The sequence below is a fragment of the Caulobacter sp. GW821-FHT10A10 genome, assembly GCF_059415745.1.
In genome coordinates this window covers 490802-515301 of sequence record NZ_JBWKNV010000002.1, presented here as the reverse complement: position 1 = coordinate 515301, position 24500 = coordinate 490802, and the positions used below count along the sequence as shown (strand labels likewise).

Here is a 24500-nt window from a genome sequence, read left to right as displayed (position 1 = left end):
ATTGATCGTTTTTTCCGACAAGATCGGCTCGATCTATCGAACTCTAGGCAGAGGCATAGACCGGGTCTTGAACGGCCACGCCTCGACCCGGAGCGTCCGGCGGTCTAATCCAGGGCCATGACCGCCATCCTGCCCGACGCCGCCGCCGCCAACTGGGTCGACCGCTACGCGCCCCCGCCCCTGCGGCCGTGGCTGAAGCTGGGTCGGTTCGACCGTCCGGCCGGCATCTGGCTGCTGATGCTGCCGGGCTGGCAGGGCATCGCCCTGGCCGCAGCGGAAAAGGGCCAGTTGCCCAATCCCTGGCTGCTGATCGCCTTCTTCGTCGGGGCGGCGCTGATGCGGGCGGCCGGCTGCGCCTTCAACGACATCGTCGACCGCGACTTCGACGCCCAGGTCGCCCGCACGGCCCTGCGCCCGATCCCGGCCGGCCTGATCACCGTCAAGCAGGCCTGGCTGTTCCTGGTGGGCTGCAGCCTGACAAGTTTCCTGATCCTGATCTGCCTGGGCTGGCTGGCGATCGGTCTGGGGGTGGCCTCGCTGCTGCTGGTGGCCGGCTATCCGTTCATGAAGCGCATCACCTGGTGGCCACAGGCGTGGCTGGGCCTGACCTTCAACTGGGGCGCCCTGCTGGGCTACGCCGCCGCCACCCATTCGCTGAGCTGGTCGGCCGCGCTGCTCTACGCCTCGGGGATCTTCTGGACCCTGGGCTACGACACCATCTACGCCATCCAGGACATCGAGGACGACGCCCTGGCCGGGGTGAAGTCATCGACCCGCCGCCTGGGCGCCAAGGTCCGCCAGGGCGTGGCGATCTTCTACGTCCTGGCCTTCGTGCTGGCCCTCGCCGCCGCCTGGGTCGGAGGCCTGGGACCGCTGTTCCTGCCGCTGCTGGGCCTGTTCGGCCTGCACCTCTCCCGCCAAGCCGTCGCCGTGAAGCTCGACGACGGGCCGGGCGCGCTGAAGCTCTTCAAGTCCAACGCCCAGGCCGGCGCGATCCTGGTGCTGGCGCTGGTGGCGGGCGCGTGGACGCCGGCGGGCTTTTGATCCCTCTCCCCTTGCGGGAGAGGGTGGCCCGCGAAGCGGGTCGGGTGAGGGGTCGATAGCCCTGTCCGCCGCGACGACCGATCGACCGGGCGAGGCGTTGGAGTTTTGAGAGACCCCTCATCCGTCGGCTATCGCCGACACCTTCTCCCGCAAGGGGAGAAGGAAAAACTAGAACGGCCCCGCTCGATAGATCCGCTCCATCGACCGCTCCAGCTCGCCGAGGCGGCGGTCGTAAACCCGCGCCAGGCACGCCCGGTTGGCCTTGCAGCCCGCCCGCGCGTTCAGCCAGGCCTGCTGCTCGTCCATCAGCGCCCCGCGCGCGCCCATGCCCATGGTGCGCTTGTTGACGTCGTAGAGCACGCTCATCCGCACGTCCTTGTTGTCGAGGCTGCGGTCGGCGCAGATCGCCCGCTCGTCGGCCCGCCTGGCCTTGGCGCAGTCGAAGCTGGCGGCGTGCGAAGCGCCGGCGAAACCAAGCGCGGCAAGGGCGACGATGATGGGCAAGCGCATGAAAAACCTCCGGAAAAGGACCTGACCTAACGGCATTCTGTCGGCCAGAACCTGAATGTGCGATGATCCGTTCCATGGCCGTCGCCGCTCGCATCAAGCCGCAGGAGCTGTTCTGTCCGGAAGACTGGGCCCGCCTGTCGCGCCGCTCCTCCTGGCGCGGGATCGCCATGGTCGCCCACGCCTGGGGCGTGATCCTGCTGGCCGGGGCGCTCTTCGTGGTCTGGCCCAACCCGCTGACCTACCTCGTCGCCGTGATGCTGATCGGCGCGCGGCAGCTAGGCTTGGCGATCCTGATGCACGAGGCGGCCCACGGCGGGCTGCACCCCAATCTCAAGGTCAACGACTGGCTGGGCGAGTGGCTGTGCGCAGCCCCGCTGGGCGCGTCGCTGAACGCCTACCGCCCCTATCACCTGACCCACCACAAGTTCGCCCAGCAGGCCGAGGATCCGGACCTCGTCCTGTCGGCCCCGTTCCCGACTACCCGGGCCTCCCTGCGCCGCAAGATCATCCGTGACCTGACGGGCCAGACCTTCTTCAAGCAGCGGTTCGGGCCGATCCTCGCGGGCCTGAAGAAGCGCCAGCACGGCCAGGCGCCGGGCGCGATCTTCGCCCGCGCCGCGGCGGGCCAGAAGCGGTTCCTGCTGATCAACCTGGCCATGCTGGTCGCGCTAAGCGCCGTCGGCCTGTGGTGGGCGTGGTTCGCACTGTGGCTGGTTCCGATGGCCACCTGGTTCCCGCTGGTCACCCGGCTGCGCAACATCGCCGAGCACGCCCTGGTGGCCAAGGACGAGCCCGACCCCTTCCGCCACGCCCGCACCACCAAGGCCAACTGGCTCGAGCGGGCCCTCGTGGCCCCCTACCACGTCAATTTCCACGCCGAGCACCACCTCTTCATGCACGTGCCCTGCTGGAACCTGCCCCGGGCGCACCGGCTGCTGGTCGAGAAGGGGCTGACCGAGGGCATGCTGAACGCGCCGGGATACCTGACGGTGCTGAAGGCGGCGTCGAGCAAGGTGGCCTGACTCTATATTTTCCCGTCATTCCCGCCCTTGTGGCGGGAACCCCTCTATCAGCCGCAAGGGCGGGAGGGGCGGACTGCTGAGCAGTCCGCTGGCGCCTCACCTGCGAGCGGAACCAGGGGTTCCCGCCACAAGGGCGGGAATGACGGGAGGATAGGTTTGGGTTCTACTGGCCTGGCTCTCGCGCCGATGCTCTAACCGCCTCATGATCGTCCAGACCCTGGAAGGCCGCCGGGCCTTCATTCGCGACAACACCCGCCTGCTGCCCACGCCGCACGCGCCCGAACTGCTGCTGCACCTGGCCGACGAAATCACGCCGATCTGGAAGCTGACGGAAGAGGCGCTGGAGGAGATCGGCCTGCCGCCGCCGTTCTGGGCCTTCGCCTGGGCAGGCGGCCAGGCCCTGGCGCGCTATGTGCTCGACCATCCGGAGATCGTGCGCGGCAAGCGCGTGATCGACTTCGCCACCGGCTCGGGCATCGTCGCCGTCGCGGCCATGAAGGCCGGCGCGAAGAGCGTGCTGGCGGCCGATATCGACGTCTTCTGCGAGGCCGCCGTGGCGATGAACGCGGAGGCCAACGGGGTCGAGATCGCCTTCACCGACCAGAACCTGCTGGACGCCCCGCCGCCGGCCGCCGACGTGCTGCTGGCCGGCGACATCTGCTACGAGGGTCCGATGGCCAAGGCGGTCATGGCCTGGCTGGCCCAGGGCCGCGCGGCCGGGGCGGCGGTGCTGGTCGGCGATCCGGGCCGCACCTACTTCCCCAAGGACGGCCTGGTGAAGCTGGCCGAATACCAGGTGCCCACTACCCGCGAACTGGAAGACCTGGCGGTGAAGCGCACCAGCGTCTGGACTCTGCCCTGACGCCAAACTAGAACAGAATGAGAACATTCTGAGGAACACGCCCATGCGCGAGGACGGCAAGATCGACTATATCGAGTGGGCGGGCGGCGAGCTGCCGGCCACCAAGGCCTTCTATTCGGCCGCCTTCGGCTGGACCTTCACCGACTACGGCCCCGACTACGCGGCCTTCGAGGGCCAGGGCGCCGACGGCGGCTTCGTCGGCGACGTCACCGAGGAACCGGCCAAGCCCCTGGTGGTGCTGTACGCCAACGACCTCGAAGCCATGGAGGCCAAGGTCACGGCGGCCGGCGGCGTGGTGGTGAAGCCGATCTTCGAATTTCCGGGCGGCCGGCGCTTCCACTTCCTGGATCCGGCCGGCAACGAACTGGCCGTGTGGAGCGCGACGGGGTTCGAATAAGCGATCCTCCCCCTCTGGGGGAGGTGGCCCGGAGGGCCGGAGGGGGGCCGTTTTCAGCTTGCGAGGGGGCGGATGGCCTTCCCCCCACCGATCGCTGCGCGATCGCCTCCCCCACAGGGGGAGGTTCCTTCCCCCTCAGTCGCTTCGCGACAGCTCCCCCTTCAGGGGGAGCATCTGGAACCTGAAAAACCGTCACAAACCCTGGCTAAGTTCCGCACCCTGACGATTGGGGAATCCAGGTGGGCCAGCGGAGCTGCGGCGACTGCGGGATGTGCTGCAAGCTGATGGGCGTCGAGGCCATCGGCAAGGCGCCGCACGCCTGGTGCGGCCACTTCCGCAAAGGCGCCGGCTGCGCGATCTATGCCGACCGCCCCAAGGCCTGCGCCGACTTCTCCTGCTACTGGCTGAACGCCGAGGGCCTGGGCGACGACTGGCGGCCCGACCGCGCCCGCTTCGTCCTGCACCGCGAGGACGGCGGCCGGCGGCTGATCGTCGAGGTCGATCCCGCCCAGCCCCAGGCCTGGCGCAAGGCCCCCTACCACGCCACCTTTCGCGACTGGGCCCGGCGCGGCGCGGCCGGCGGCCTGACCCTCAACGTGCTGGTTGGCCCGCGCGCCTTCGAGATCCGCGCCGACGGCGACGTCGATCTCGGGATCGTCCGCGACATGGCTGCCAAGCCCTTCGCGGGAGCCGCCCAATGACCGACGTCGTCCCCGGCCCCGCCCCAGGCAAGGCCTGCGGCTCCTGCGGCATGTGCTGCAAGGTGCTGGCCATCGACGAGCTGAACAAGCCCGACGGCGTCTGGTGCGGCCACTTCAGGAAGAGCGGCGGCTGCGGCTCCTACGAGACCCGTCCGGGCGCCTGCCGGGGCTTTCACTGCCTGTGGCTGACCTCGGAAAAGCTCGACGAGACCTGGCGGCCCGACAAGGCCGGCTTCCTGATGTATTCCGACCGCGACGGAAAGCGCCTCAACGTGGTGGTCGATCCGGGCAAGCCGGCGGCCTGGAAGCGCGAGCCCTACTACCGCCGCATCAAGGCCATGTCGCAGCGGGCCTATGACGGCTACGAGCTGGTGGTCTGCGTCGGCGACCGCCGCACCGTGGTCTTCCCCACCGAGGACGTGGACCTGGGCGTGCTGAACCCCGGCCACAAGCTGGTCAGCGGCTATGTGAACCGCGACGGCGCCCAGGTCCCCTTCGCCATGGTGTTGAGCGACGCCGAGGGCTGATCTCCCTGACTGCTGAAACAGGTTCAGCAGCCCATGGACAAGCCCATGGCTAATCCCATCGCCTGAAGAGCGTTATCTGGGCCTCCTGAACCAAGGAGAGGCTCCCATGAGCAAAGCCGAGCGCGACGTCATCGTGGTCATCGGGGCCGGCCAGATCGGCCAGGCGATCGCCCGGCGCGTGGCCGTCGGCAAGCGCGTGCTGCTGGCCGACATGAAGCGCGAGAATGCGCAGGCCGCCGCCGAGGTGCTGGCCGACGCCGGCTACGAGACCCACATCGCCGTGGTCGACGTCGCCTCGCGGGAGGGCGTGCAGGCCCTGGTGGCGACCGCCACGGCCCTGGGCGCGGTCACCGGCCTGATCCACGCCGCCGGCGTCTCGCCCAGCCAGGCGCCGCCCGAGGTGATCCTCAAGGTCGATCTCTACGGTACGGCCCTGGTGCTGGAGTTGTTCGGCGAGGTGATCGCCCCCGGCGGCAGCGGCGTCGCCATCGCATCGCAGTCGGGCCACCGCCTGCCGCCGCTCAGCCTTGAGCAGAACCACGCCCTGGCCGCGACCCCGACCGAAGACCTGCTGGCCCTGCCCTTCCTGGCCCCGGACCAGGTCACCGATCCGCTGAACGCCTACCAACTCTCCAAGCGCGGCAATTCGCTGCGCGTGGCGGCCCAGGCCGTGCGCTGGGGCCAACGCGGCGCGCGGATCAACGCCATCAGCCCCGGCATCGTCATGACGCCCCTGGCCCGCGACGAACTCACCGGTCCGCGGGGCGAAGGCTATCGCCGGATGATCGAGGGATCGGCGGCGAAACGCGCCGGAACGCCCGACGAGGTCGGGGCGGTCGGCGCCCTGCTGATGGGCCCCGACGGCGGCTTCATCACCGGCAGCGACATCCTGATGGACGGCGGGGTGACCGCGGCTTGGCTCTACGGGGATCTGGCGAAGGGGTGAGCGGCTCCCCTCCCCCTTTTCTCCCGTCATTCCCGCCCTTGTGGCGGGAAGCCCTGGTTCCGCTCGCACGTGAAGCGCCAGCGGCGTGCTTAGCACGCCGCCCCATTCGCCCTTGCAGCTGACAGAGGGGTTCCCGCCACAAGGGCGGGAATGACGGGAGTTAGTGGGCGAAGGTGCGGAGCCTCAGCCCCGCGCCTTCACCGGTGCGGCGCCGTCGACATAGGCCTCGTTGAGATAGACCTCGGCCTCCTGCGGCGACAGGGCCGGCGCGTAGCCGAAGCCCTGGCCGTAGTCGCAGCCCAGCTTCTGCAGCGCGTGGGCCATCTCGGCGTTCTCGACGCCCTCGGCCACCACTTCCAGGTCGAGATCCTGGCCCAGCTTGACCACCGAGCGGACGATCTTGGCCGAGCCGGCGTTGCCGCCCATGGTCCGCACGAAGTAGCGGTCGATCTTCAGCGTGTCGAACGGCAGGCGCGTCAGGTAGGACAGCGACGAGAAGCCGGTGCCGAAGTCGTCCAGCGCCAGGCCCGCGCCCGCTTCGCGCAGGCTGCGCAGGATCACCGCGGCCCGCTCGGGGTCGCGCATGATGTCGCTTTCGGTGACTTCCAGCTTCAGCGCCCCGCGCGGCAGGCCGTTCTCGCGCAGCACCTGGGCCACGTCGTGCACCAGGCCCGGACGGTCGATCTCGCCGGTCGACAGGTTGACGCTGACGGTCAGGGCGCCGACGGCCGGGTGGGTGTGACGCCAGGCCGCCAGCTGCTTGCCGGCGCTGCGCATCATGTGCTCGCCGAGCTCGGCCATCAGGCCCATCTCTTCGATCAGCGGCAGGAATTCGTCGGGCGGCAGCAGGCCGCGGCGCGGGTGGATCCAGCGCGCCAGGGCCTCGAAGCCCGACAGGGCGCCGGTCGACAGACGCACGACCGGCTGGAAATAGGGGATGATCTCGCCACGGCCGATGGCGCCGCGCAGGTCGGCTTCCAGCGCCAGGCGCGACAGGCCGTCGGTCTCCATCGAGCGGCCATAGGCGGCGGCGGAGCCACGACCGTTGGCGGCGGCGGCCTCGACGGCCAGCTCGGCCCGGCGGACCAGCTCGGCGGCCTCCGGCGCGTCCTCGCCGCCCTCGGCCGAGACGGCGCCGATGGTCAGGGTCGGGTGGATGTCGAAGCCGGCGATGCGCAGCGGCTGTTCCAGCGCCGAACGCAGCAGCTCGGCCGGCTCGTAGCCGTGCGGCTCGCACAGCACGGCGAACTCGTCCTCGCCGATGCGGCCCAGGATCGAGCCCTCAGGGAAGGCGGCGGCCAGGCGTGAGCCCAGGGCGGCCAGAACGAGGTCGGCGCGCTCGTGGCCCAGGGCCTCGTTCAGGCGGCGCAGGCGGTCGAGGTCGGCGACCACCAGCTCGTGCACGCCGGTGTGGGTCAGACGCTCGCGGGCGCGGGCGATGAAGCTGCGGCGGTCGAGGAGGCCGGTGAGGTCGTCCTTGCCCGAGGCGGCGAATTTCACTTCCGGAGCGATGACGCCGGCGGCGCGCAGGCCCTCTTCCAGCCAGACGCCCCGCCAGATGCAGGTCTCGCCGCCGCGCATGCGCATGCGCACCACGATCTCGGAGCCGGCCTCGCGCACCCGCAGCAGTTCTTCGGCCTGGGCGCGGTCCTGCGGCAGGGCCAGGGCGCGGAAAGCGGCCGAGGCGCATTCGGGAGCCAGGGGCGACAGGCCCAGGGCCCGGGCCGCGCCGTTGATGCGCAGCCGGTCGGTCTCGGGGTCCCAGTGCCACAGCGCGACCTCAGCGGCGCCCAACGCTTCCAGCGTGGTCGTCGCGTCCCAGATCCTACGCTCGGCTACCTTGAAAGACATGCCCGTTCCCGCGCCGCCCGATCCCCCATGGATGGACGGCGTGCGGTCCAGGCGAAACTCACGACGGAGCAATCAACCCGAACAGACGATGATCTCGCCACTCGCCGTTAATTTTAAGATAAGCGCGCGCATATCCCTCCTCGGAAAACCCGCATCTCGTGAGCAGGCCGGCCGAGCGCGCGTTATGCGGCATGCAGGCCGCTTCCAGCCGGTGAAGGCCCAGCGGACCGAAGGCGAAATCGATCACCGCCCGCACCGCCTCGCTCGTATAGCCCTGCCCCGCATGCGCCTCGCCGGCCCAGTAGCCGACCACTCCGGTCTGGGCGACGCCCCGGCGGATGTTGAACAGCCGCACGCCGCCGACGATGGCGTCGTCCGACTTCCGGAACACGAAGAACGGAAAGGCTTCTCCCAGTTCGAGTTCGCGGGCGTAGGCGGCCAGCCGCTGGCGAAAGGCGGCCCGCGTCAGGTCGTCGGCCGGCCAGGTCGGCTCCCACGGCGTCAGGAAGGCGCGCGAGCCGCCGCGCAGCTCCGCCCACGGCTTGTGATCGGCCAGGCGCGGCAGGCGCAGATAGACCCGATCACCCTCGATGCGCGGGCCCTGGTCGATGCGGAGAAGGCGGAGAATGGCGGACAAAGACGGGTCTCGAACAGCAGGGCCGCACCATTGCGGCTTATTGTCCGCCGAACAACGTCCGCCGGAAGATTTCCCCCGCGCCCAGCGCGCCCTTGGCCCCCAGGACCGCCGTGGCGGCCTTCTCCGGCGCCAGCATCCGCCGGCCCAGGCGCGCGATGTCGGCGGCGCCGACCGCATCGACACCGGCCGCCAGCTCGGCGGGCGAGAACAATCGGCCGAAGGTCAGGGCCTGGCCGGCGGCCTGCTCGGCGCGGGCCAGCGGCTGCTCGCGGGCCATGAACATGTGCGCCTTCAGCTGGGCCTTGCAGCGGGCCAGCTCGGCCTCGTCGATGCGCTCGACCAGGGCCAGCAACTGCTCGGCGCAGACCTGGGCGGTTTGCCCTGCGTCCTTGGCCGCGCAGCCGGCGTAGATGCCAAGCGCCCCGATGTCGGCATAGGTGTCGGCGTAGGCGTCGATGTTGTAGGCCAGACCGCGCTTTTCGCGGGCTTCCTGGAACAGCCGCGACGACATGCCCCCGCCCAGAGCCTCGGCGAAGACCCGCAGGCCAAAATAGTCGTCGTCGCGCGAACCGGCGGCCGGCAGCATCAGCACCAGATGCGCCTGCTCCAGCTTGCGGGTCTCGGCGAAGGCGCCGCCGACGAACGGGGCCGGATCGGGAACCGGCGCGCCGGGCGTGGCCGGCAGGTCGCCGAAGGCCTTCTCCGCCAGGTCCAGCAGCTCAGCCTCCTCGACCGCGCCGGTGGCGCTGACCATCAGCCGGTCGGCGGCGTAGAGGCTGGCGCGCCAGTCCGACAGGGCTTCCGGCGTCGCGGCCTCGACGGTGTCGACCGTGCCCAGGATCGGCCGGCCGACCGGATGGTCGCCCCAGGCGCCCTTCTGCAGCAGGTCGAAGACGTAGTCGTCGGGCGCGTCGGCGGCCTCGGCGATCTCCTGGGCGACCACCTGCTTCTCGCGGGCGAGGTCGGCGGCGTCGAGCGTCGGCCGGCGCACGAGGTCGGCGATCACCTCGACGCCCAGCGGCAGGCCGCCCTTCAGGGCGCGGATCTGGAAGCTGGTGCGCTCATAGCCGGTGGCGGCGTTGATCTGGCCGCCCTGGGCCTCGACCACCTCGACGATGTCGCGCGCGCTGCGCCCGCCCGCGCCCTTGAACACCATGTGCTCGAGCAGGTGCGACCAGCCCGACCGCGCCGGATCCTCATAGGCCGCCCCGCGCCCGGCGACGACGGAAAGCGCCAGGGTCTCGAGCCCCGGCATCGGATCGCAGACGACGCGGACGCCATTGGGCAGGGTATGGAGGGTCGGAAGGGTCATTTCCCTCCGTGTAGACGCGTAAGCGCCCGAAAGCGACCCTCCCCCTGAAGGGGGAGGTGTCGGCGAAGCCGACGGAGGGGGACGTAGCTTGTGAGCCAGCAGGTCCCACCAAGTCAGCAGGGACTTCCCCCACCGGCCCTCCGGGCCACCTCCCCCTTCAGGGGGAGGGTCTTAGCTTCACTTCCCCGCGAACGCCCGCACGTGAGCCTTCACCGCCGTCGCGTCGGCCGGCAGGCGGTCGAAGCGTTCGGGCTTGGCCGACAGGTCCGGCGCGCCGCGCGGCACGCCCTGGACGACGCCGGTGGCGGCCAGCACGGCTTCGGGGAACTTGGCCGGGTGGGCGGTGGACAGCACCACGACCGGGGTCGTGGGATCTTCCAGGCGCAGGCGGGCGGCGGCGGCCAGGCCGACGGCGGTGTGCGGATCGACGACCTCGCCGGTCTCGTTCAGCGTGGCCAGCATGGTCTTGGCGGTGTCGGCTTCGCTGACCGAGGCCCCGGCGAACAGCTCGCGCATCATCGTGTGAGCGCTGGGCGGGATGTCGAGCACGCCGGTGGTGGCGAAGCCCCGGAAGGCCCGCCCGGTCTCGATGCCGTCGCGGCGCACGGCCTCGAAATAGAGGCGCTCGAAGTTGGAGGCGACCTGGATGTCCATGGCCGGGCTCTGGGTGGCGGCCACGGCGCCGCGCGAATAGCGACCGTCCTCGAAGGCGCGGGCCAGGATGTCGTTGCTGTTGGTGGCGGCCACGACCTTGGCGATCGGCAGGCCCAACTGCTTGGCGACGAAGGCGGCGTAGGCGTCGCCGAAGTTGCCGGTCGGCACGACGAAGGCGATCTCGCGAGCCGGCGCGCCCAGGCTGACGGCGGCGGTGAAGTAGTAGACGCTCTGGGCCGCGATCCGCGCCCAGTTGATCGAGTTGACGCCGGAGAGATCAACGGCGTGGCGGAACTGGTCGTCCTGGAAGGCCTGCTTGACGATGGCCTGGCAGTCGTCGAACGAGCCCTGCACCGACACGCACGACACGTTGGCGTCTTCCGCCGTGGTCATGAACCGGCGCTGGACCTCGCTGATCCGGCCTTCGGGGAAGAGCGCGACGATGCGGGCGTTGCTGCGGCCGCGGAAGGCCTCGACGGCCGCGCCGCCGGTGTCGCCCGAGGTGGCGCAGATGATGGTCATGGTCCGCGACTGGCGCGACAGCACGTAGTCGTACAGCCGGCCCAGGAGCTGCATGGCCACGTCCTTGAAGGCCAGGGTCGGGCCGTGGAACAGCTCCAGCAGGTAGCGGTTGGCGGCCAGCTGCTTCAGCGGCGTCACCGCCGCGTGGGTGAAGCTGGCGTAGGCCTCGTCGCACATGGTCTGCAGGTCGTCGGCCGGGATGTCGTCGCCGACGAACCGGCCGAGCACGGCCGCGGCCACCTGGGCGTAGGACTTGCCGGCGAAGGCGGCGATCTCTTCGGGCGTGAAGGTCGGCCAGGCTTCCGGCACATAGAGGCCGCCGTCGGGGGCCAGACCGGCCAGCACCGCGTCCAGGAAACCGATCGAGGGGGACTCACCCCGGGTCGAGACGTAACGCATCAGGGCCTCATCCTCCGCCAGAGCATGGCGGCATAGATAAAGAGCAGGGTGACGGCAAGACCAAACCACGTAAGCGCGTATTCCAGGTGCCGGTTGGAAATTTCTGCCGGAAGGGGCGCGGGGGTGACGCCTGGAAGGGCCGGGGTGATCGTCTCAGCCATCAGGACGTACGAGGTCGGCCGGGCATAGGCGGCCTCCTGGAGGATCCGCGCGCGCTCATCCCCCCCGAGTTGGGCCAGGGAGGCCAGCACGCCGGTCACGCGCCGGGGGTAGCCGAACATCCGGCTGTGCCCGGGCTTGACCTGGCCCGTCAGTTCGTCGGCCACGCCGAGATCGATGACGATCCCATCGTAGGGCGCGGCGTCTAGCCCGCACACCAACTGAGGCCGCCAGACTATGGCGCCGTCGCGCACCCCATAGACCAGCGGCGCCGGCACAGGCGGCGTTAACGGCCGGCAGATCGTCTCGACCCGCGTCCAAGCGACATCCTCGCCGGTCTTGGCCCGACCGAGGACGGGACCGATAGGCACAGCCGGCGCCGTCTTCAGCTTTTCGATCCGCGCCAGCAGGTCTTCCTTCCAGGCCAGGCGCTTCACCTGCCAGGTTCCCAGGCCGCAGAGGATGGCGAAGGCGATCAGGGTGGCGATCGTCAGGCCGATCGGGAAGCCGGGCTTCTTCGGGGCGGCAGGAGCCTCAGACATCGTCGCGCCCCGCTTCGGAGGCCCTGTTGGCGATCTGGGCGGCCACCATCAACCCCTTGGCCGGCCGCATCAGGAAGAGGCAGGCCAGACCCGTCAGCGGCAGCCAGACCACCAGCAGCAGCCACACCGGCCAGTTCCAGGCGAACATCGAGAACAGCGCCCCGAACGCGCACAGGAACCCGGCGATCAGGATGACGAAGGTCGACGCCCCGTCGCCGGTCTCGAGCTTGGCGAGGTCGTAGCCGCAGGCCTCGCAACGCGGCGCGATCTTGAGGAAGCCCTCGAACAGGAAGCCCTCGCCGCAGACGGGGCAACGCCCGGCGGCGCCGGCGGCGTAGGGGTTGGTCTTGGGCATGGGTGCTGCACCATCCGACAAATTCGCCGCCCCTCCTTATCGCCTTCCTCGCCCTCGTGGCGAGGATCCATGCGTCAGCTGGCGAGACGGAGATCGACCTGCACGGTCTGAGCGGCGGAACGATGGACCCTGGGCACGAGGCCCAGGGAGGCGGCTGTGTTGCGGAGCGGGATAGGTCCCTTCCGCCGAAAACGAAAAAGGCCCGGAACGCTGGTCGGCGTTCCGGGCCTCTCGGAAGCGGCGACCCCCGGAGCCTGCTAAGCAGGCTCCGGCTTCCAAGAGCTAGCGCGCCGGACGGGTTAGCCGCGCGCACCTAACCCTGGCGCGCTAGTGCGTCGAGGCGCCGAAGATCACGTAGATGAAGGCGAACAGGAACAGCCAGACCACGTCGACGAAGTGCCAGTACCAGGCGGCCGCTTCGAAGCCGAAGTGCTGCTTGGGCGTGAAGGCGCCGTTCATCAGGCGGATCAGGCAGACGATCAGGAACAGCGTGCCCACGAAGACGTGGAAGCCATGGAAGCCGGTCGCCAGGAAGAAGGTCGAACCGTACAGGCCCGAATTGGCGGCGGCTTCGTTGTAGAACAGCTGCTCATGGTTGATGTGGGCGTATTCGTAGACCTGGATGCAGGTGAACAGCGCGCCGAGCAGGATGGTCAGGATCAGGCCCCACTGGGCGCCCTTGCGGTCGCCTTGCTGCAGGGCGTGGTGCGACCAGGTGATGGTCGTGCCCGAGAGCAGCAGGGTCAGGGTGTTGACCAGCGGCAGGTGCCAGGGCGAGACGGTCTCGACGCCGGCCGGCGGCCAGGCGGCCCAGGCGGTGCGCACTTCCTCGATGCCCGACAGGGTGCGGTGATGATGGAACAGGGCCATCTCGAAGAAGATCCAGAACCACGCCACGAAGAACATCACTTCCGAGGCGATGAACAGCACCATGCCGTAGCGCAGGCCGATCGAGACGACAGGGGTGTGGTCGCCGGCGTTGGCTTCCTTGATGACGTCGCGCCACCAGCCGAACATCGTGTAGAGCACGCCGGCCAGGCCGGTCGCGAACAGCCACCACTGGCCCTTCTCGATGCCGAACACCCCGCCCTTGATCCAGGCGATCAGGCCGAGCGCCATGACCGTGGCGGCCGCCGAGCCGACGAACGGCCACGGGCTGGGCGGCAGGATGTGGTAGTCGTGTTTGACGGCGCCGTGGGCCATGTGTCGCGAACCCTCTTTAATCTTATTGATGGCGCGTCGCTTGGGTCCCCCCGGCCCGCGCCTCTCCCTTATGAATTGCTATAGTCTGTTGGACGCTGTTCCGCCAAGAGGCTCGACGATGCGGGGCACGTCGGTCTTGCCTTCCTGGCCATCGACGGCCGGGAAGAAGGTGTAGGACAGGGTGATCTCGGACTTGCCCTTGGTCTCCGGATCCTCGGCGAAGCGGGGATCGACGAAGTAGACGACCGGGAACTCGACCGTCTGGCCGGGCTGGATCGTCTGGTTCGAGAAACAGAAGCACTCGATCTTCTGGAAGTACGGGCCGGCCTGCTCGGGCACCACGTTGTAGATCGCCCGGCCGGTCTGGGGTTTGTCGCTGGTGTTGGTGACCTTGAAGAAGGCCAGCCCCGAGGCGCCCAGCTTGATGTCCTGGCTGACCTGCTCGGTGGTGAAGGTCCAGGGCAGGTTGCGGATATTGGCGTCGAAGCGGATCTGGACGGTGCGGTCGAGCACCTTGGTCGGGGCCGCCTCGGCGCGGCGCACCGTGCCGTCGAAGCCGGTGGCCTGGCAGAACAGCTTGTACAGCGGCACCGCCGCATAGGCCGCGCCGACCATGCCGACGAAGGCGACGGCGCAGATCAGCGCGACGCGCTTGTTGCGGCGGGCCTGAGCCGTGTCGCCGGCCTTCGCCGGCGGCGTGTCAGAACCGGTTTCCGACATTGGCGCCCAGCCTCACCAGGGTGACCACGAACACCAGCACGACGAAGGCGACCAGGCCGACGGCGAGGGCGATATTGCGGCCGTTGCGGGCCTTGATGGCGTCGGCCTTGTCCGGCTGGACGGAGACGGTCTTCTTCGGGTCGGTCAAGAAATGAGCTCCAGAGCCTTCACGCCGATCATGGCCTCGGCCAGCAGGGCGGCGAACAGGGCGAAGAGATAGAGGATCGAGAAGGCGAACAGGTTGCGGGCGTCCTTGGCCCCGCCCACCGGCGGCGGGCGCTTGCCTTCGACGGCAGGTTCAGCGGCGGGAGCGGGCGCGGCCTCCACCTCGTAGAGGGCGCGGTCGGCCGCGCGCGGGTCGGCCGCGTCGCCGGCGTCGCTGCGGAACACCCGCCAGGCCAGGGTCAGGAACACGAGGCCCCCCAGGCCCGAGACGGCCAGGTACAGCGGGCCGCCCAGGCCCGTGAAGGCCGGCGCCAGGCAGACGGGGATGAAGATCAGGCTGTAGATCAGGATCTGCTGGCGGGTGGCCTTGGCGCCCTTGACCACCGGCAGCATCGGCACGCCGGCCTTGGCGTAGTCGGTGCTGATGTAGAGCGACAGCGCCCAGAAGTGCGGCGGGGTCCACAGGAAGATGATCAGCACCATCAGCCAGGCGTTCAGCGGGGCCGAACCGGTGGCCGCCGCCCAGCCGATCGCTGGCGGCAACGCGCCGGCCAGCCCGCCGATGACGATGTTCTGGGCCGTCCAGCGCTTCAGCCACATGGTGTAGACCACGGCGTAGAAGACGATGGTGAAGGCCAGCAGGCCCGCCGCCAGCCAGTTGATCGCCATGCCCAGCAGCATGACCGACAGCAGGCTCAGCACCACGCCCAGGGCGGCGGCTTCGGAGCCCTCGACCAGACCCGCCGGCACCGGGCGGCCGCGGGTGCGGCGCATCTTGGCGTCGATGTCGGCGTCGTACCACATGTTCAGCGCGCCCGAGGCGCCGGCCCCGACGGCGATGCACAGCACCGCCACCGCGCCCAGCAGCGGGTGGATGGGCGTGCGGGCGGCCACCAGGCCGGTCAGGCCCGTGAACACCACCAGCGACATCACGCGCGGCTTCATCAGCTGGAAATAGTCCTGCCAGCGCGCCGCGCGGACCGGCTCGGTCGCTGACGTGTCTGACGGGAGAACGGCGGGCTTGGCCATGGGATACGGTATCTTGGAAAGCTAGGTCTTGATGGGCGAAGGGCGCGGGCCCGGCTGTCGCCGGATCCGCGCCCCCCGCGCTTATACTGCTATCTTACCAGAGATCAGTGATGATCGTCGGCCTTGATGACCGGCGGCTCGCTGAACTGGTGGAACGGCGGCGGCGAGGACAGGGTCCATTCCAGCGTGGTGGCGCCTTCGCCCCACGGGTTGGCCTCGGCCTTGCGGCGGCGGATGGCGGCCTCGATGAGCACCAGCAGGAAGACGCCGACGCCCGCCACGGTGATCATGTAGCCGACCGACGAGACGTAGTTCCACTTCGCGAACGCGTCCGGATAGTCGACATAGCGGCGAGGCATGCCGTCCAGGCCCAGGAAGTGCTGCGGGAAGAACACCAGGTTCACGCCCACGAACATGATCCAGAAGTGCAGAGCGCCGAGGAACTCGTTGTACTTCACGCCCCACATCTTCTCGAACCAGTAGTAGAAGCCCGCGAAGATGGCGAAGACGGCGCCCAGCGACAGCACGTAGTGGAAGTGCGCCACCACGTAGTAGGTGTCGTGCAGGCTGTAGTCGATGCCGGCGTTCGACAGCACGACGCCGGTGACGCCGCCCACCGTGAACAGGAAGATGAAGCCGATCGCCCACAGCATGGGCGTCTTGAAGCTGATCGAACCGCCCCACATCGTGGCGATCCACGAGAAGATCTTCACGCCGGTCGGGACGGCGATGATCATCGTCGCGGCCACGAAGTAGGCGCGCAGGTTGATGCTCATGCCGACCGTGTACATGTGGTGGGCCCACACGATGAAGCCGACAAAGCCGATGGCGACCATGGCGTAGGCCATGGCCAGGTAGCCGAAGACCGGCTTCTTCGAGAAGGTCGAGACGATGTGGCTGATGATGCCGAACCCGGGCAGGATCAGGATGTACACTTCCGGGTGACCGAAGAACCAGAACAGGTGCTGGAACATCACCGGGTCACCGCCGGCGGCAGGGTCGAAGAAGTGGGTGCCGAAGTTGCGGTCGGTCAGCAGCATGGTGATGGCGCCGGCCAGGACGGGCAGCGACAGCAGCAGCAGGAAGGCGGTGATCAGCACCGACCAGGCGAACAGCGGCATGCGGTGCAGGGTCATGCCCGGCGCGCGCATGTTGAAGATCGTGGTGATGAAGTTGATAGCGCCGAGGATCGACGAGGCGCCGGCCAGGTGGAGCGACAGGATCGCCAGGTCCATGGCCGGGCCGGTGTGGCCGGTGGTCGACAGCGGCGGATAGATCGTCCAGCCGCCGCCGAAGCCGTGGCCCGGACCGCCGTCGACGAACATCGAGGTGCACAGCAGCACCCAGGCGGCGACCAGCAGCCAGAACGAGATGTTGTTCATCCGCGGGAAGGCCATGTCCGGCGCGCCGATCATGATCGGGACGAACCAGTTGCCGAAGCCGCCGATCATGGCGGGCATGACCATGAAGAAGATCATGATCAGGGCGTGGGCGGTGACCACGGCGTTGTAGCCGTGCTTGCCCTTGAACACGCCGAGCTGGGCCAGCAGGCCGTTGTCGGTGAAGACCTGGATGCCCGGGTGCATCAGCTCCCAGCGGATCAGGCCCGACAGGGCGCCGCCCACGATCCCGGCCATGATGGCGAACAGGATGTAGAGGGTGCCGATGTCCTTGTGGTTGGTGGAGAAGAACCAGCGAGCGAAGAAGGGCGGCTTTTCGTCGGCCCCGTGGTCGTCGTGATGATCGATGTCAGCGGCGTGAGCCATCGGACTGATATCCTAAAGCGTTCTTAGGCCGCCGGCGCGGCGGCGGGGGCCGCGGCCGGAGCGGAAGCGGGAGCGGCGGCCGGAGCGGCGGCGGCGGGCGTCGTGGTGGCCGGAGCGGCCGCGGGCGCGGCGGCTTCGGTCGCGGCCGGCGTGGCGGCGGGAGCCGCGGCCGGAGCCTTGGCCTTCACCCACGCGTCGAACTCGGCCTGGCTGACGACCTTGATCTCGATCGGCATGAAGGCGTGGTCGATGCCGCAAAGTTCCGAGCACTGGCCGTAATAGGTGCCCACCTTCTCGGCCTTGAACCAGGTCTCGTTCAGGCGGCCCGGGATGGCGTCGATCTTCAGGCCGAAGGCCGGCAGGGCGAAGGCGTGGATCACGTCGGCGCCGGTGACCTGCACGCGGACCACCTGGTTGACCGGCACCACCATCGCCTCGCTGGCGGCCAGGCGGTACAGGCTGTGCGGCAGGCCCTTGGCGGCCACCTGCTCTTCGGTGAGCACGTTGGAGATGATCTCGGGGATCTTCTGGTCGGGGTACTCGTAGCCCCAGTACCACTGATAGCCCGTGGCCTTCACGGTCATGTAGGGCTTGGGCATGTCGTTGTAGCGGAAGAGCAGCTTGAACGAGAAGATCGCGATGATCATCAGGATCAGCACGGGCACCAGCGTCCAGATGATCTCGATCGTGGTGTTGTGGCTGAACTTCGCGGGGACCGGATTGGCCTTGGCGTTGTAGCGCACGGCGATCCAGATGATCAGGCCCAGGACCAGCAGGGTGATGGCCGTGATGATCGGCAGCAGGATCCAGTTGTGGAACCAGATCGCGTCATGCTTCAGCACCGACGCGGCAGGCTGGAGGGCGATCCCCCCAGGCGTCGGCTGACCCAATAGATCGTCGGCGAAGGCTTGCCCTGCGAACGCCATCGTGGCGGCGGCGGCGCAAAGGCCAGCCCACTTCCGCCGCATCCCCTGGAATTGCTTCATTTCCCTCTCGGCCCGTTTCGGCGGCGTTCTAACGGGGTGACACTCCGTCTCCCGCCGCGCCGACTTGCACAATACGACCGGATACCGGGGTTCAAGCAATCGACTTTGCAACAAGTCGGAGCTCTCCCCATGGCGCCGATCGGTCGCAGGCGTGCATACGCGCATCAATCCCTGTTGCCAAGCACCCGAAACCACATGTGGAGCAGGGGAATCGCACCAGTTGCGAAGCATTCTCAATAACTTCGCCAAATCCATCCACACGACCGACAGGCGAATCACGCCGATCTCCGAACATTGATAACTTGTAATAACAGCTACCTTGCATCACACACTACCTGTCGGTACAAGGCTCCTACCAACAGGAAACGAGAGCCGTGCCTGAAGCCATCGAAACACAATTGAAGAAGGGCGTGCTGGCGCTGTGCGTGCTGGCCCTGCTGTCGAAGGCCGACAGCTACGCCTACGAGATCGCCAGCCAGCTGGCCCACGACATCGACATGGGAGAGGGGACCATCTACCCGCTGATGAGACGCCTGCAGTCCGACGGACTGGTCGAGACCTACCTGGTCGAGTCGACCAGCGGCCCGCCCCGCAAATACTACCGCCTGACCACCGCCGGCCGCGACAGCTTCGCCGCCCAGAAGGCCGAATGGGCCGCCTTCACCAAGGCCGTGGACGACATCCTGGGAGCCGCCGCATGACCCGCGCCGAATTCATCAGCCGCCTGAAGCGCGGCCTGGCCGGCCTGCCGGCCACCACCATCGCCGACGCGGTCGCCGACTACGACGCCCACTTCGACGACGCCGTCGCCGCCGGCCGCACCGAGGCCGAGACGGCCGCCGCCCTGGGCGACCCCGAACGCCTGGCCCGCGAACTGCGCGCCGAAGCCGGCCTCAAGCGCTGGGAAGAAACCAAGAACCCGTCGGCCGCCGCCGGCGCCGTGTTCGCGGTGCTGGGCCTGGGCGCGATCGACATCCTGATCCTGCTGCCCATCCTGATGGGCGTGATCGGGGCGCTGTTCGGCTTCTTCATGGCCGGGATCGGCGTCTTCATCGCCGGGGGCTTCGTGTTCTCGGCCGGTCCGTTCTTCAACCCGCCGGGCGGCCCCGCCGTCGCCATCCTGGGCGGCATCGGCCTGATGGCCGCGGCCACCGCCCTGACCGCCGTCACCGGCTTGGTCACGGTCGGCCTGGTCAACGTGCTGGTCTGGTACGGCCGCCTCCACTACCGGCTGCTGAAGCCGGCCATCGAACCGCAAGCCTGAGGTCGCGCCATGATCCGCAACCTGACCATCATCGCCGTCGCCAGCTTCGTCCTGGCCGTGGCGTGCCTTGGAACCGCCTTCGCCATCGGCGGCCGCCAGATGATCCAGCAAGGCGGCTGGACCATCCCCGCCAACATCCACTTCAACGTCGAGGACGACGACGGCCGCGTCTCCGTCCACCGCAACGGCGAAGTGACGATCGAGGACCACGGCCCCAACACCACCCGCCAGATCGCCTGGACCGGCGGCGAGGCCCTGCGCATCGACCTGCCCGCCCGGGTGATCTTCACCCAGAGCGACAAGGCCGGCGTCACCGTCGAAGGCCCGCAAGGCCTGGTCCGCCGCGTGGTGCTGTCGGGCGACCGCCTGCACCTCGACGGCGACGGCAACGGTCGCGGCTTCACGATCACCGGCGACGGGGTGCGGCTGCTGGCCCATTCCGACGACCTGATCATCCGCGTCTCGGCCCCGTCGGTGAAGAGCTTCGTGCTCAACGGCTCGGGCGACCTGGACATCCAGTCCTACGACCAGCCGAGCCTGGCCCTGGCGCTGAACGGCAGCGGCGAGGTCTACGCCTCGGGCAAGACCAAGGCCGTCGACCTGCACATCGCCGGCTCCGGCGAGGCCGAACTGAGCGCCCTGACCGTCTCCGACGCCAAGGTCGAGATCGCCGGCAGCGGCGAGGCCAAGCTTGGCCCGACGGGCGAGGCCGACGTCAGCATCGCCGGCAGCGGCGACGTCACCCTGACCGAGCGCCCGGCCCGCCTGTCCAAGTCGATCGCCGGCTCGGGCGAGGTCAACGAGGACTGGTGAGCCCCTGCCCTCCGCCCCGCGACAGGATCGCGGGGCGGAGGGAGATGACGCGGAGCCTTCGAGCGCCTAACTTGTAGGGATGACCGCTCCCCTCTCCGCCCCTTCCCTGCTGGACGCCGCCGGCGTCGACCCGCAACGCGCCCGCGCCATCCTGGGCGAGGCCCTGGCCGGGGCCGACGACGGCGAGCTCTTCCTCGAGCGGTCCGAGAGCGAGGCCTTCGTCTTCGACGACGGCCGGCTGAAGACCGCCTCCTATGACTCGGGCGAAGGCTTCGGCCTGCGCGTGGTGGCCGGCGAGACGGCCGGCTACGCCCACGCCTCGGAGATCTCCGAAGCCGCCATCGGCCGGGCCGCGGCCTCGGCCAGCCTCGCCAAGCGCGGCCATGCCGGGATCTCGGCCGAGGGCCCGCGCTCGACCAACGAAAAGCTCTATGGCGAGGAAGACCCGGTCTCCTCGCCCGCCTTCTCCGAGAAGGTGTCCCTGCTCCAGGAGATCGACGCCTTCGCCCGCCAGCGCGACCCGCGCGTGGTGCAGGTGATGGCCAGCCTGGCCGGCGAGCGCCGGGTGGTCGAGATCCTGCGCGCCGACGGCAAGCTGATCCGCGACGTGCGCCCGCTGGTGCGCCTCAACGTCCAGGTCACGGTCGAGAAGGACGGCAAGCGCGAAGCCGGCACGTCCGGCGCCGGCGGCCGCGCCGGCTTCTCGGCCTGGATCAGCCCCGACAAGTGGCAGGGCCAGGTCGACGAGGCCCTGCGCCAGGCGCTGGTGAACCTCGACGCCGTCGCCTGCCCGGCCGGCGAGATGGACGTGGTGCTCGGCCCCGGCTGGAACGGGGTGCTGCTGCACGAGGCCGTCGGCCACGGCCTGGAAGGCGACTTCAACCGCAAGGGCATCTCGGCCTTCTCCGGCCGCATCGGCGAGCGGGTGGCCGCCAAGGGCGTCACCGTCTTCGACGACGGCTCGATCCCCGGCCGCCGCGGCTCGCTGACCATCGACGACGAGGGCACGCCGACCGAGCGCACCATCCTGATCGAGGACGGGATTCTCGTGGGCTACATGCACGACCGCATGTCGGCCCGGCTGATGGGCATGCAGGCCACCGGCAACGGCCGCCGGCAGTCCTACGCCCACATGCCGATGCCGCGCATGACCAACACCGGCATGCTGGCGGGCGACCACGACCCGGCCGAGATGATCGCCTCGATGAAGAAGGGCCTCTACTGCGCCAATTTCGGCGGCGGCCAGGTCGACATCACCAACGGCAAGTTCGTCTTCCAGTGCACCGAGGCCTACCTCGTCGAGGACGGCAAGATCACCGCCCCGGTCAAGGGCGCGACCCTGATCGGCGACGGCCCCTCGGCCCTGACCCGCGTGACCATGATCGGCAACGACTTCGACTTCGATCCGGGCATCGGCGTCTGCGGCAAGGCCGGCCAGGGCGTGCCCGTGGGCGTGGGCCAGCCGTCCTTGAAGATCACTGGCCTGACGGTGGGCGGGACGAGCCTCTAAGACCTGATCCCTCTCCCCTTGCGGGAGAGGGCAGCCTCCCGGAGGGAGGTCGGGTGAGGGGTCGAAAATCCTGTCCGCCGCGACCAGTGGATCGACCAGCCCCAGCGTCGAAAGTTTGAGAGACCCCTCATCCGACGCCTTCGGCGCCACCTTCTCCCGCAAGGGGAGAAGGACGACCCTAGCCGACCCTGTCGGCGATTTAATCCACCTGTCGCGCTTGTAACTTCACCCGCGCCTCGTCCACGGCCCAGTCTGGGCGCGTCAACGAGGCCGCCGCCCGCGATTACCGGTCCCCAATCCCAAGCGGATCAGAAGCGGCCACTGCGAAGGACCCCGGCGGAGCATGCCGGGGTCCTTTTTCGTTGGCGGGTGAGCGTCTCAGCCCGCCTTGGCGGCGCGGCCGGCCCGCACGGCGGCGGCCAGGTCCTCGAGCACGCGCACCGACGTCTCCCAGTCGATGCAGGCGTCGGTGACCGACTGGCCGTAGGTCAGGGGCTTGCCCGGGACGATGTCCTGGCGGCCAGCGACGAGGTTGCTCTCGATCATCACGCCCATGATCGGCGAGGTCCCGGTCGCCACCTGGGCGGCGATGTCGGCGACGACGGCCGGCTGGTTCTCGTGGTTCTTGCCGCTGTTGGCGTGGCTGGCGTCGACCATGATCCTGGCCGGCAGGCCCGCCTTGACCAGGGCTTCTGCCACCGCTCCGACGCTGGCGGCGTCGTAGTTGGGCGTCTTGCCGCCGCGCAGCACCACGTGGCTGTCGGCGTTGCCGGTGGTGGTGGCGATGGCCGCGCGGCCTTCCTTGGTCACGGCCAGGAAATGGTGCGGCTGGGCCGCGGCGGTCACCGCGTCGATCGCCACCTTCACGTCGCCGTTGGTGCCGTTCTTGAAGCCGACCGGACACGACAGGCCCGACGCCATCTCGCGGTGGATCTGGCTTTCGGTGGTGCGGGCGCCGATCGCGCCCCAGGCCACCAGGTCGGCGATGTACTGCGGGGTGGTGACGTCCAGGAACTCGCAGGCGGTCGGCAGGCCCTGGGCGCTGACGTCCAGCAGCACCCGCCGCGCCAGCCGCAGGCCCTCGTTGATCCGGAAGCCGCCGTCGAGATCGGGATCGTTGATAAGCCCCTTCCAGCCGACCGTGGTGCGCGGCTTCTCGAAATAGACCCGCATGATCACTTCCAGCTCACCGGCGTGGCGTTCGCGCTCGGCCGCCAGGCGCTGGGCGTAGTCGAGGGCGGCCTTGGGATCGTGGATCGAGCACGGGCCGATCACCACCACCAGGCGGTCGTCGCGGCCGTGCAGCACCTCGTGCACCGCCTGGCGGGCGTCGCCGACGATCTCGGCGATCGACGAGGAGGCCGGCGCTTCGCCGATCACCTGGGCGGGCGGGCTGAGGGTCTGCAGGCGCGAGATGCGCAGGTCGTCGGTGGGGACGGGCAGCGAGACGAGACTGGCGGCGGTCGAAGAAGAAGGCATGGCGCGGTTCCTGGAAGAGCGAGAAGACATTCGCGAGGTCCGGCGGCCATTAAAAAAGCCGCCCGGGGGACCCCTGGCGGCTGGTGAAAGGCGTTTTTGGCGGCCTGGTCTCAGGCCAAACGATCCCCTCCCGGCGCCAGAGGCGTCGGATAGCTAAAGTACCAAAACAGCTGTTGGCTGGCGGCGAGGATCATCCAGTCACCCTAGAGCCAAGTTTTCCAGGAGTCCACAGGCCAGGCGGAGCAATAGGCTTGGCCTATTGGTCCACCACCTTGATGATCCGCTCCGACGACGGGCGGCCGGCCAGGCCCTTGCCCGAGGCGTAGGTGACGATCAGGGCGTCGTCCTTGATCGCCGCGCCGGGCTTGCGGCCCTCGGCCAGCAGCACGCGGCCGATGCGGTTCAGCAGGTTGCGGTCGCCGTTGCGGGCCATGCGCTCGAAGGCCTCGGCCGCGACATTGGCGCTTTCGGCCACCAGCACCGAGGTCTCGGGCCGGGCGTCCTGCACGGTCTCGAAGCTGACCTGGTGGCGCGCGGCGCGGCTGGCGCGATCGGCGGCCTGGGCCATGCGCAGGAAGAGCGCGCTGGGCTTGATGAAGGCCGGCGGCTGGATGGTCGTGGCTCGGCCCATCAGGGCCGCGGCGGCGCCGGCCGGGCGGTCGGGCGTGAACAGGATCATGCCGCCCAGCTTGGTGGCGCGCAGCACCGGCTCGCCCAGCTCGTTCTTGTAGATCACGTCGCCGCGCGGCCCGGCGTGGGGCGACAGCACCCACACCTCGCTGCTGTTCTCGAACTTCAGCAGGGCGGTCGGCGTGGCGCGGTCGAGCACGAAGGCCCCGCCGCCTTCCGAGACGTAGCGGGCCACGGGCGGCGGCGCGGGCTTGCGGGCCTCCGCCGTGGCGCGGTCGCCGAACAGGGCGTCGCGCAGGCTGTGCTTGGACTGGGCGGCGGCGGGCGAGGCGCAGAACCCTGCGCCGATCAGGGTGAGCGCCAGCGCGGCCGCGCAGCCTCTCGGCCCCATCGTTTCCACCGTCGGTCGTATCATGGCGACGGTGATGGTCCCCGACTGGGGCGATTCTTGGACGTGGAGGCGGCGCTTCCTGGCAAGCGTCGCCATGCGACTTT

27 protein-coding genes and 1 pseudogene are annotated in these 24500 nt (G+C 69.2%); 12 read left to right on the top strand and 16 right to left on the bottom strand.

The features are described 5' to 3' along the window. Positions 1 to 117: 117 nt before the first annotated feature. Complete coding sequence (gene ubiA, locus AC07NS_RS07295; protein WP_494602476.1) at positions 118 to 1044, top strand: 4-hydroxybenzoate octaprenyltransferase; 927 nt, start codon at positions 118 to 120, stop codon at positions 1042 to 1044. A 168-nt stretch (positions 1045 to 1212) separates the two neighbouring features. Here ubiA and AC07NS_RS07290 read toward each other — a convergent pair whose 3' ends face one another. Then, a complete protein-coding gene (locus AC07NS_RS07290; RefSeq protein ID WP_494602475.1) occupies positions 1213 to 1554 on the bottom strand; it encodes a lysozyme inhibitor LprI family protein in 342 nt (113 codons plus the stop codon). A gap of 74 nt (positions 1555 to 1628) precedes the next feature. On the opposite strand from AC07NS_RS07290, the gene AC07NS_RS07285 reads away from it, so the two are divergent. From AC07NS_RS07285 to AC07NS_RS07255, 7 genes and pseudogenes are all read left to right on the top strand, one after another. Continuing rightward, positions 1629 to 2576 (top strand): fatty acid desaturase family protein, encoded by a 948-nt coding sequence (locus tag AC07NS_RS07285; protein WP_494602473.1) that lies wholly within the window; start codon positions 1629 to 1631, stop codon positions 2574 to 2576. A gap of 6 nt (positions 2577 to 2582) precedes the next feature. Next, a pseudogene (locus AC07NS_RS07280) lies at positions 2583 to 2727 on the top strand (hypothetical protein); the annotation flags it as partial. Positions 2728 to 2778: 51 nt separating this feature from the next. Then, a complete protein-coding gene (locus tag AC07NS_RS07275) occupies positions 2779 to 3438 on the top strand; it encodes a class I SAM-dependent methyltransferase (protein ID WP_494602472.1) in 660 nt (219 codons plus the stop codon). Between the two features lie 43 nt (positions 3439 to 3481). Next, a complete protein-coding gene (locus AC07NS_RS07270) occupies positions 3482 to 3835 on the top strand; it encodes a VOC family protein (RefSeq protein WP_494602471.1) in 354 nt (117 codons plus the stop codon). A 239-nt stretch (positions 3836 to 4074) separates the two neighbouring features. After that, entirely contained in the window at positions 4075 to 4536 is a 462-nt protein-coding gene (locus tag AC07NS_RS07265; RefSeq protein ID WP_494602470.1) for a YkgJ family cysteine cluster protein, read from the top strand. Continuing rightward, positions 4533 to 5063 carry a YkgJ family cysteine cluster protein gene (locus tag AC07NS_RS07260; RefSeq protein WP_494602468.1) on the top strand — a complete coding sequence of 177 codons (531 nt, stop codon included), beginning with the start codon at positions 4533 to 4535 and terminating at the stop codon, positions 5061 to 5063. The genes AC07NS_RS07265 and AC07NS_RS07260 overlap by 4 nt, the downstream gene beginning before the upstream one ends. Before the next feature lie 106 nt (positions 5064 to 5169). Then, positions 5170 to 6009: an SDR family oxidoreductase gene (locus tag AC07NS_RS07255; protein WP_494602467.1), complete on the top strand. Its 840-nt coding sequence runs from the start codon at positions 5170 to 5172 to the stop codon at positions 6007 to 6009. 183 nt (positions 6010 to 6192) lie between these two features. Here AC07NS_RS07255 and AC07NS_RS07250 read toward each other — a convergent pair whose 3' ends face one another. From AC07NS_RS07250 to coxB, 12 genes are all read right to left on the bottom strand, one after another. Then, positions 6193 to 7860 carry a putative bifunctional diguanylate cyclase/phosphodiesterase gene (locus tag AC07NS_RS07250; protein WP_487292558.1) on the bottom strand — a complete coding sequence of 556 codons (1668 nt, stop codon included), beginning with the start codon at positions 7858 to 7860 and terminating at the stop codon, positions 6193 to 6195. Between the two features lie 58 nt (positions 7861 to 7918). Continuing rightward, entirely contained in the window at positions 7919 to 8497 is a 579-nt protein-coding gene (locus AC07NS_RS07245; protein WP_494602466.1) for a GNAT family N-acetyltransferase, read from the bottom strand. A gap of 37 nt (positions 8498 to 8534) precedes the next feature. Beyond that, positions 8535 to 9809 carry a M16 family metallopeptidase gene (locus tag AC07NS_RS07240; RefSeq protein ID WP_494602465.1) on the bottom strand — a complete coding sequence of 425 codons (1275 nt, stop codon included), beginning with the start codon at positions 9807 to 9809 and terminating at the stop codon, positions 8535 to 8537. A 177-nt stretch (positions 9810 to 9986) separates the two neighbouring features. Continuing rightward, positions 9987 to 11384 carry a threonine synthase gene (thrC, locus tag AC07NS_RS07235; protein ID WP_494602464.1) on the bottom strand — a complete coding sequence of 466 codons (1398 nt, stop codon included), beginning with the start codon at positions 11382 to 11384 and terminating at the stop codon, positions 9987 to 9989. Further along, entirely contained in the window at positions 11384 to 12085 is a 702-nt protein-coding gene (locus AC07NS_RS07230; RefSeq protein ID WP_494602462.1) for an SURF1 family protein, read from the bottom strand. Before AC07NS_RS07230 ends, thrC begins: the two co-directional genes overlap by 1 nt. Next, the gene (locus AC07NS_RS07225) at positions 12078 to 12440 is read right to left on the bottom strand and encodes a DUF983 domain-containing protein (protein ID WP_494602461.1); all 363 of its coding nucleotides are present in this window, start codon (positions 12438 to 12440) and stop codon (positions 12078 to 12080) included. Before AC07NS_RS07225 ends, AC07NS_RS07230 begins: the two co-directional genes overlap by 8 nt. A 327-nt stretch (positions 12441 to 12767) precedes the next feature. After that, entirely contained in the window at positions 12768 to 13643 is an 876-nt protein-coding gene (locus AC07NS_RS07220) for a cytochrome c oxidase subunit 3 (protein WP_494602460.1), read from the bottom strand. 78 nt (positions 13644 to 13721) lie between these two features. Further along, complete coding sequence (locus AC07NS_RS07215) at positions 13722 to 14363, bottom strand: cytochrome c oxidase assembly protein (protein ID WP_494602459.1); 642 nt, start codon at positions 14361 to 14363, stop codon at positions 13722 to 13724. Next, on the bottom strand, positions 14344 to 14460 hold the full coding sequence (locus tag AC07NS_RS07210) for a cytochrome c oxidase system small membrane protein (protein WP_233245330.1): 117 nt from the start codon (positions 14458 to 14460) through the stop codon (positions 14344 to 14346). Before AC07NS_RS07210 ends, AC07NS_RS07215 begins: the two co-directional genes overlap by 20 nt. Before the next feature lie 47 nt (positions 14461 to 14507). Further along, entirely contained in the window at positions 14508 to 15557 is a 1050-nt protein-coding gene (gene cyoE / locus AC07NS_RS07205) for a heme o synthase (protein ID WP_494602458.1), read from the bottom strand. A gap of 104 nt (positions 15558 to 15661) precedes the next feature. Beyond that, a complete protein-coding gene (gene ctaD / locus AC07NS_RS07200; protein WP_494602456.1) occupies positions 15662 to 17323 on the bottom strand; it encodes a cytochrome c oxidase subunit I in 1662 nt (553 codons plus the stop codon). Positions 17324 to 17346: 23 nt separating this feature from the next. After that, complete coding sequence (coxB, locus tag AC07NS_RS07195; RefSeq protein ID WP_494602454.1) at positions 17347 to 18309, bottom strand: cytochrome c oxidase subunit II; 963 nt, start codon at positions 18307 to 18309, stop codon at positions 17347 to 17349. Positions 18310 to 18683: 374 nt separating this feature from the next. On the opposite strand from coxB, the gene AC07NS_RS07190 reads away from it, so the two are divergent. The 4 genes from AC07NS_RS07190 (at position 18684) to tldD (ending at position 21896) form a co-directional block, all read left to right on the top strand. Next, positions 18684 to 19010: a PadR family transcriptional regulator gene (locus AC07NS_RS07190; protein ID WP_110121359.1), complete on the top strand. Its 327-nt coding sequence runs from the start codon at positions 18684 to 18686 to the stop codon at positions 19008 to 19010. Next, on the top strand, positions 19007 to 19573 hold the full coding sequence (locus tag AC07NS_RS07185) for a DUF1700 domain-containing protein (RefSeq protein WP_487290053.1): 567 nt from the start codon (positions 19007 to 19009) through the stop codon (positions 19571 to 19573). The genes AC07NS_RS07190 and AC07NS_RS07185 overlap by 4 nt, the downstream gene beginning before the upstream one ends. Positions 19574 to 19582: 9 nt before the next feature. Continuing rightward, positions 19583 to 20386 carry a GIN domain-containing protein gene (locus tag AC07NS_RS07180; protein WP_494602452.1) on the top strand — a complete coding sequence of 268 codons (804 nt, stop codon included), beginning with the start codon at positions 19583 to 19585 and terminating at the stop codon, positions 20384 to 20386. A 79-nt stretch (positions 20387 to 20465) separates the two neighbouring features. After that, the gene (tldD, locus tag AC07NS_RS07175; RefSeq protein ID WP_494602450.1) at positions 20466 to 21896 is read left to right on the top strand and encodes a metalloprotease TldD; all 1431 of its coding nucleotides are present in this window, start codon (positions 20466 to 20468) and stop codon (positions 21894 to 21896) included. A gap of 378 nt (positions 21897 to 22274) precedes the next feature. On the opposite strand, the gene AC07NS_RS07170 is transcribed toward tldD, so the two are convergent. The 3 genes from AC07NS_RS07170 to AC07NS_RS07160 form a co-directional block, all read right to left on the bottom strand. Further along, positions 22275 to 23375: a 3-deoxy-7-phosphoheptulonate synthase gene (locus AC07NS_RS07170; protein ID WP_494602448.1), complete on the bottom strand. Its 1101-nt coding sequence runs from the start codon at positions 23373 to 23375 to the stop codon at positions 22275 to 22277. A gap of 110 nt (positions 23376 to 23485) precedes the next feature. Continuing rightward, entirely contained in the window at positions 23486 to 23569 is an 84-nt protein-coding gene (locus AC07NS_RS07165; RefSeq protein WP_101711352.1) for a hypothetical protein, read from the bottom strand. Positions 23570 to 23631: 62 nt separating this feature from the next. Then, positions 23632 to 24396, bottom strand: coding sequence for a DUF4908 domain-containing protein (locus AC07NS_RS07160; protein WP_494602447.1), 765 nt, complete (start codon positions 24394 to 24396; stop codon positions 23632 to 23634). Positions 24397 to 24500 lie beyond the last annotated feature (104 nt).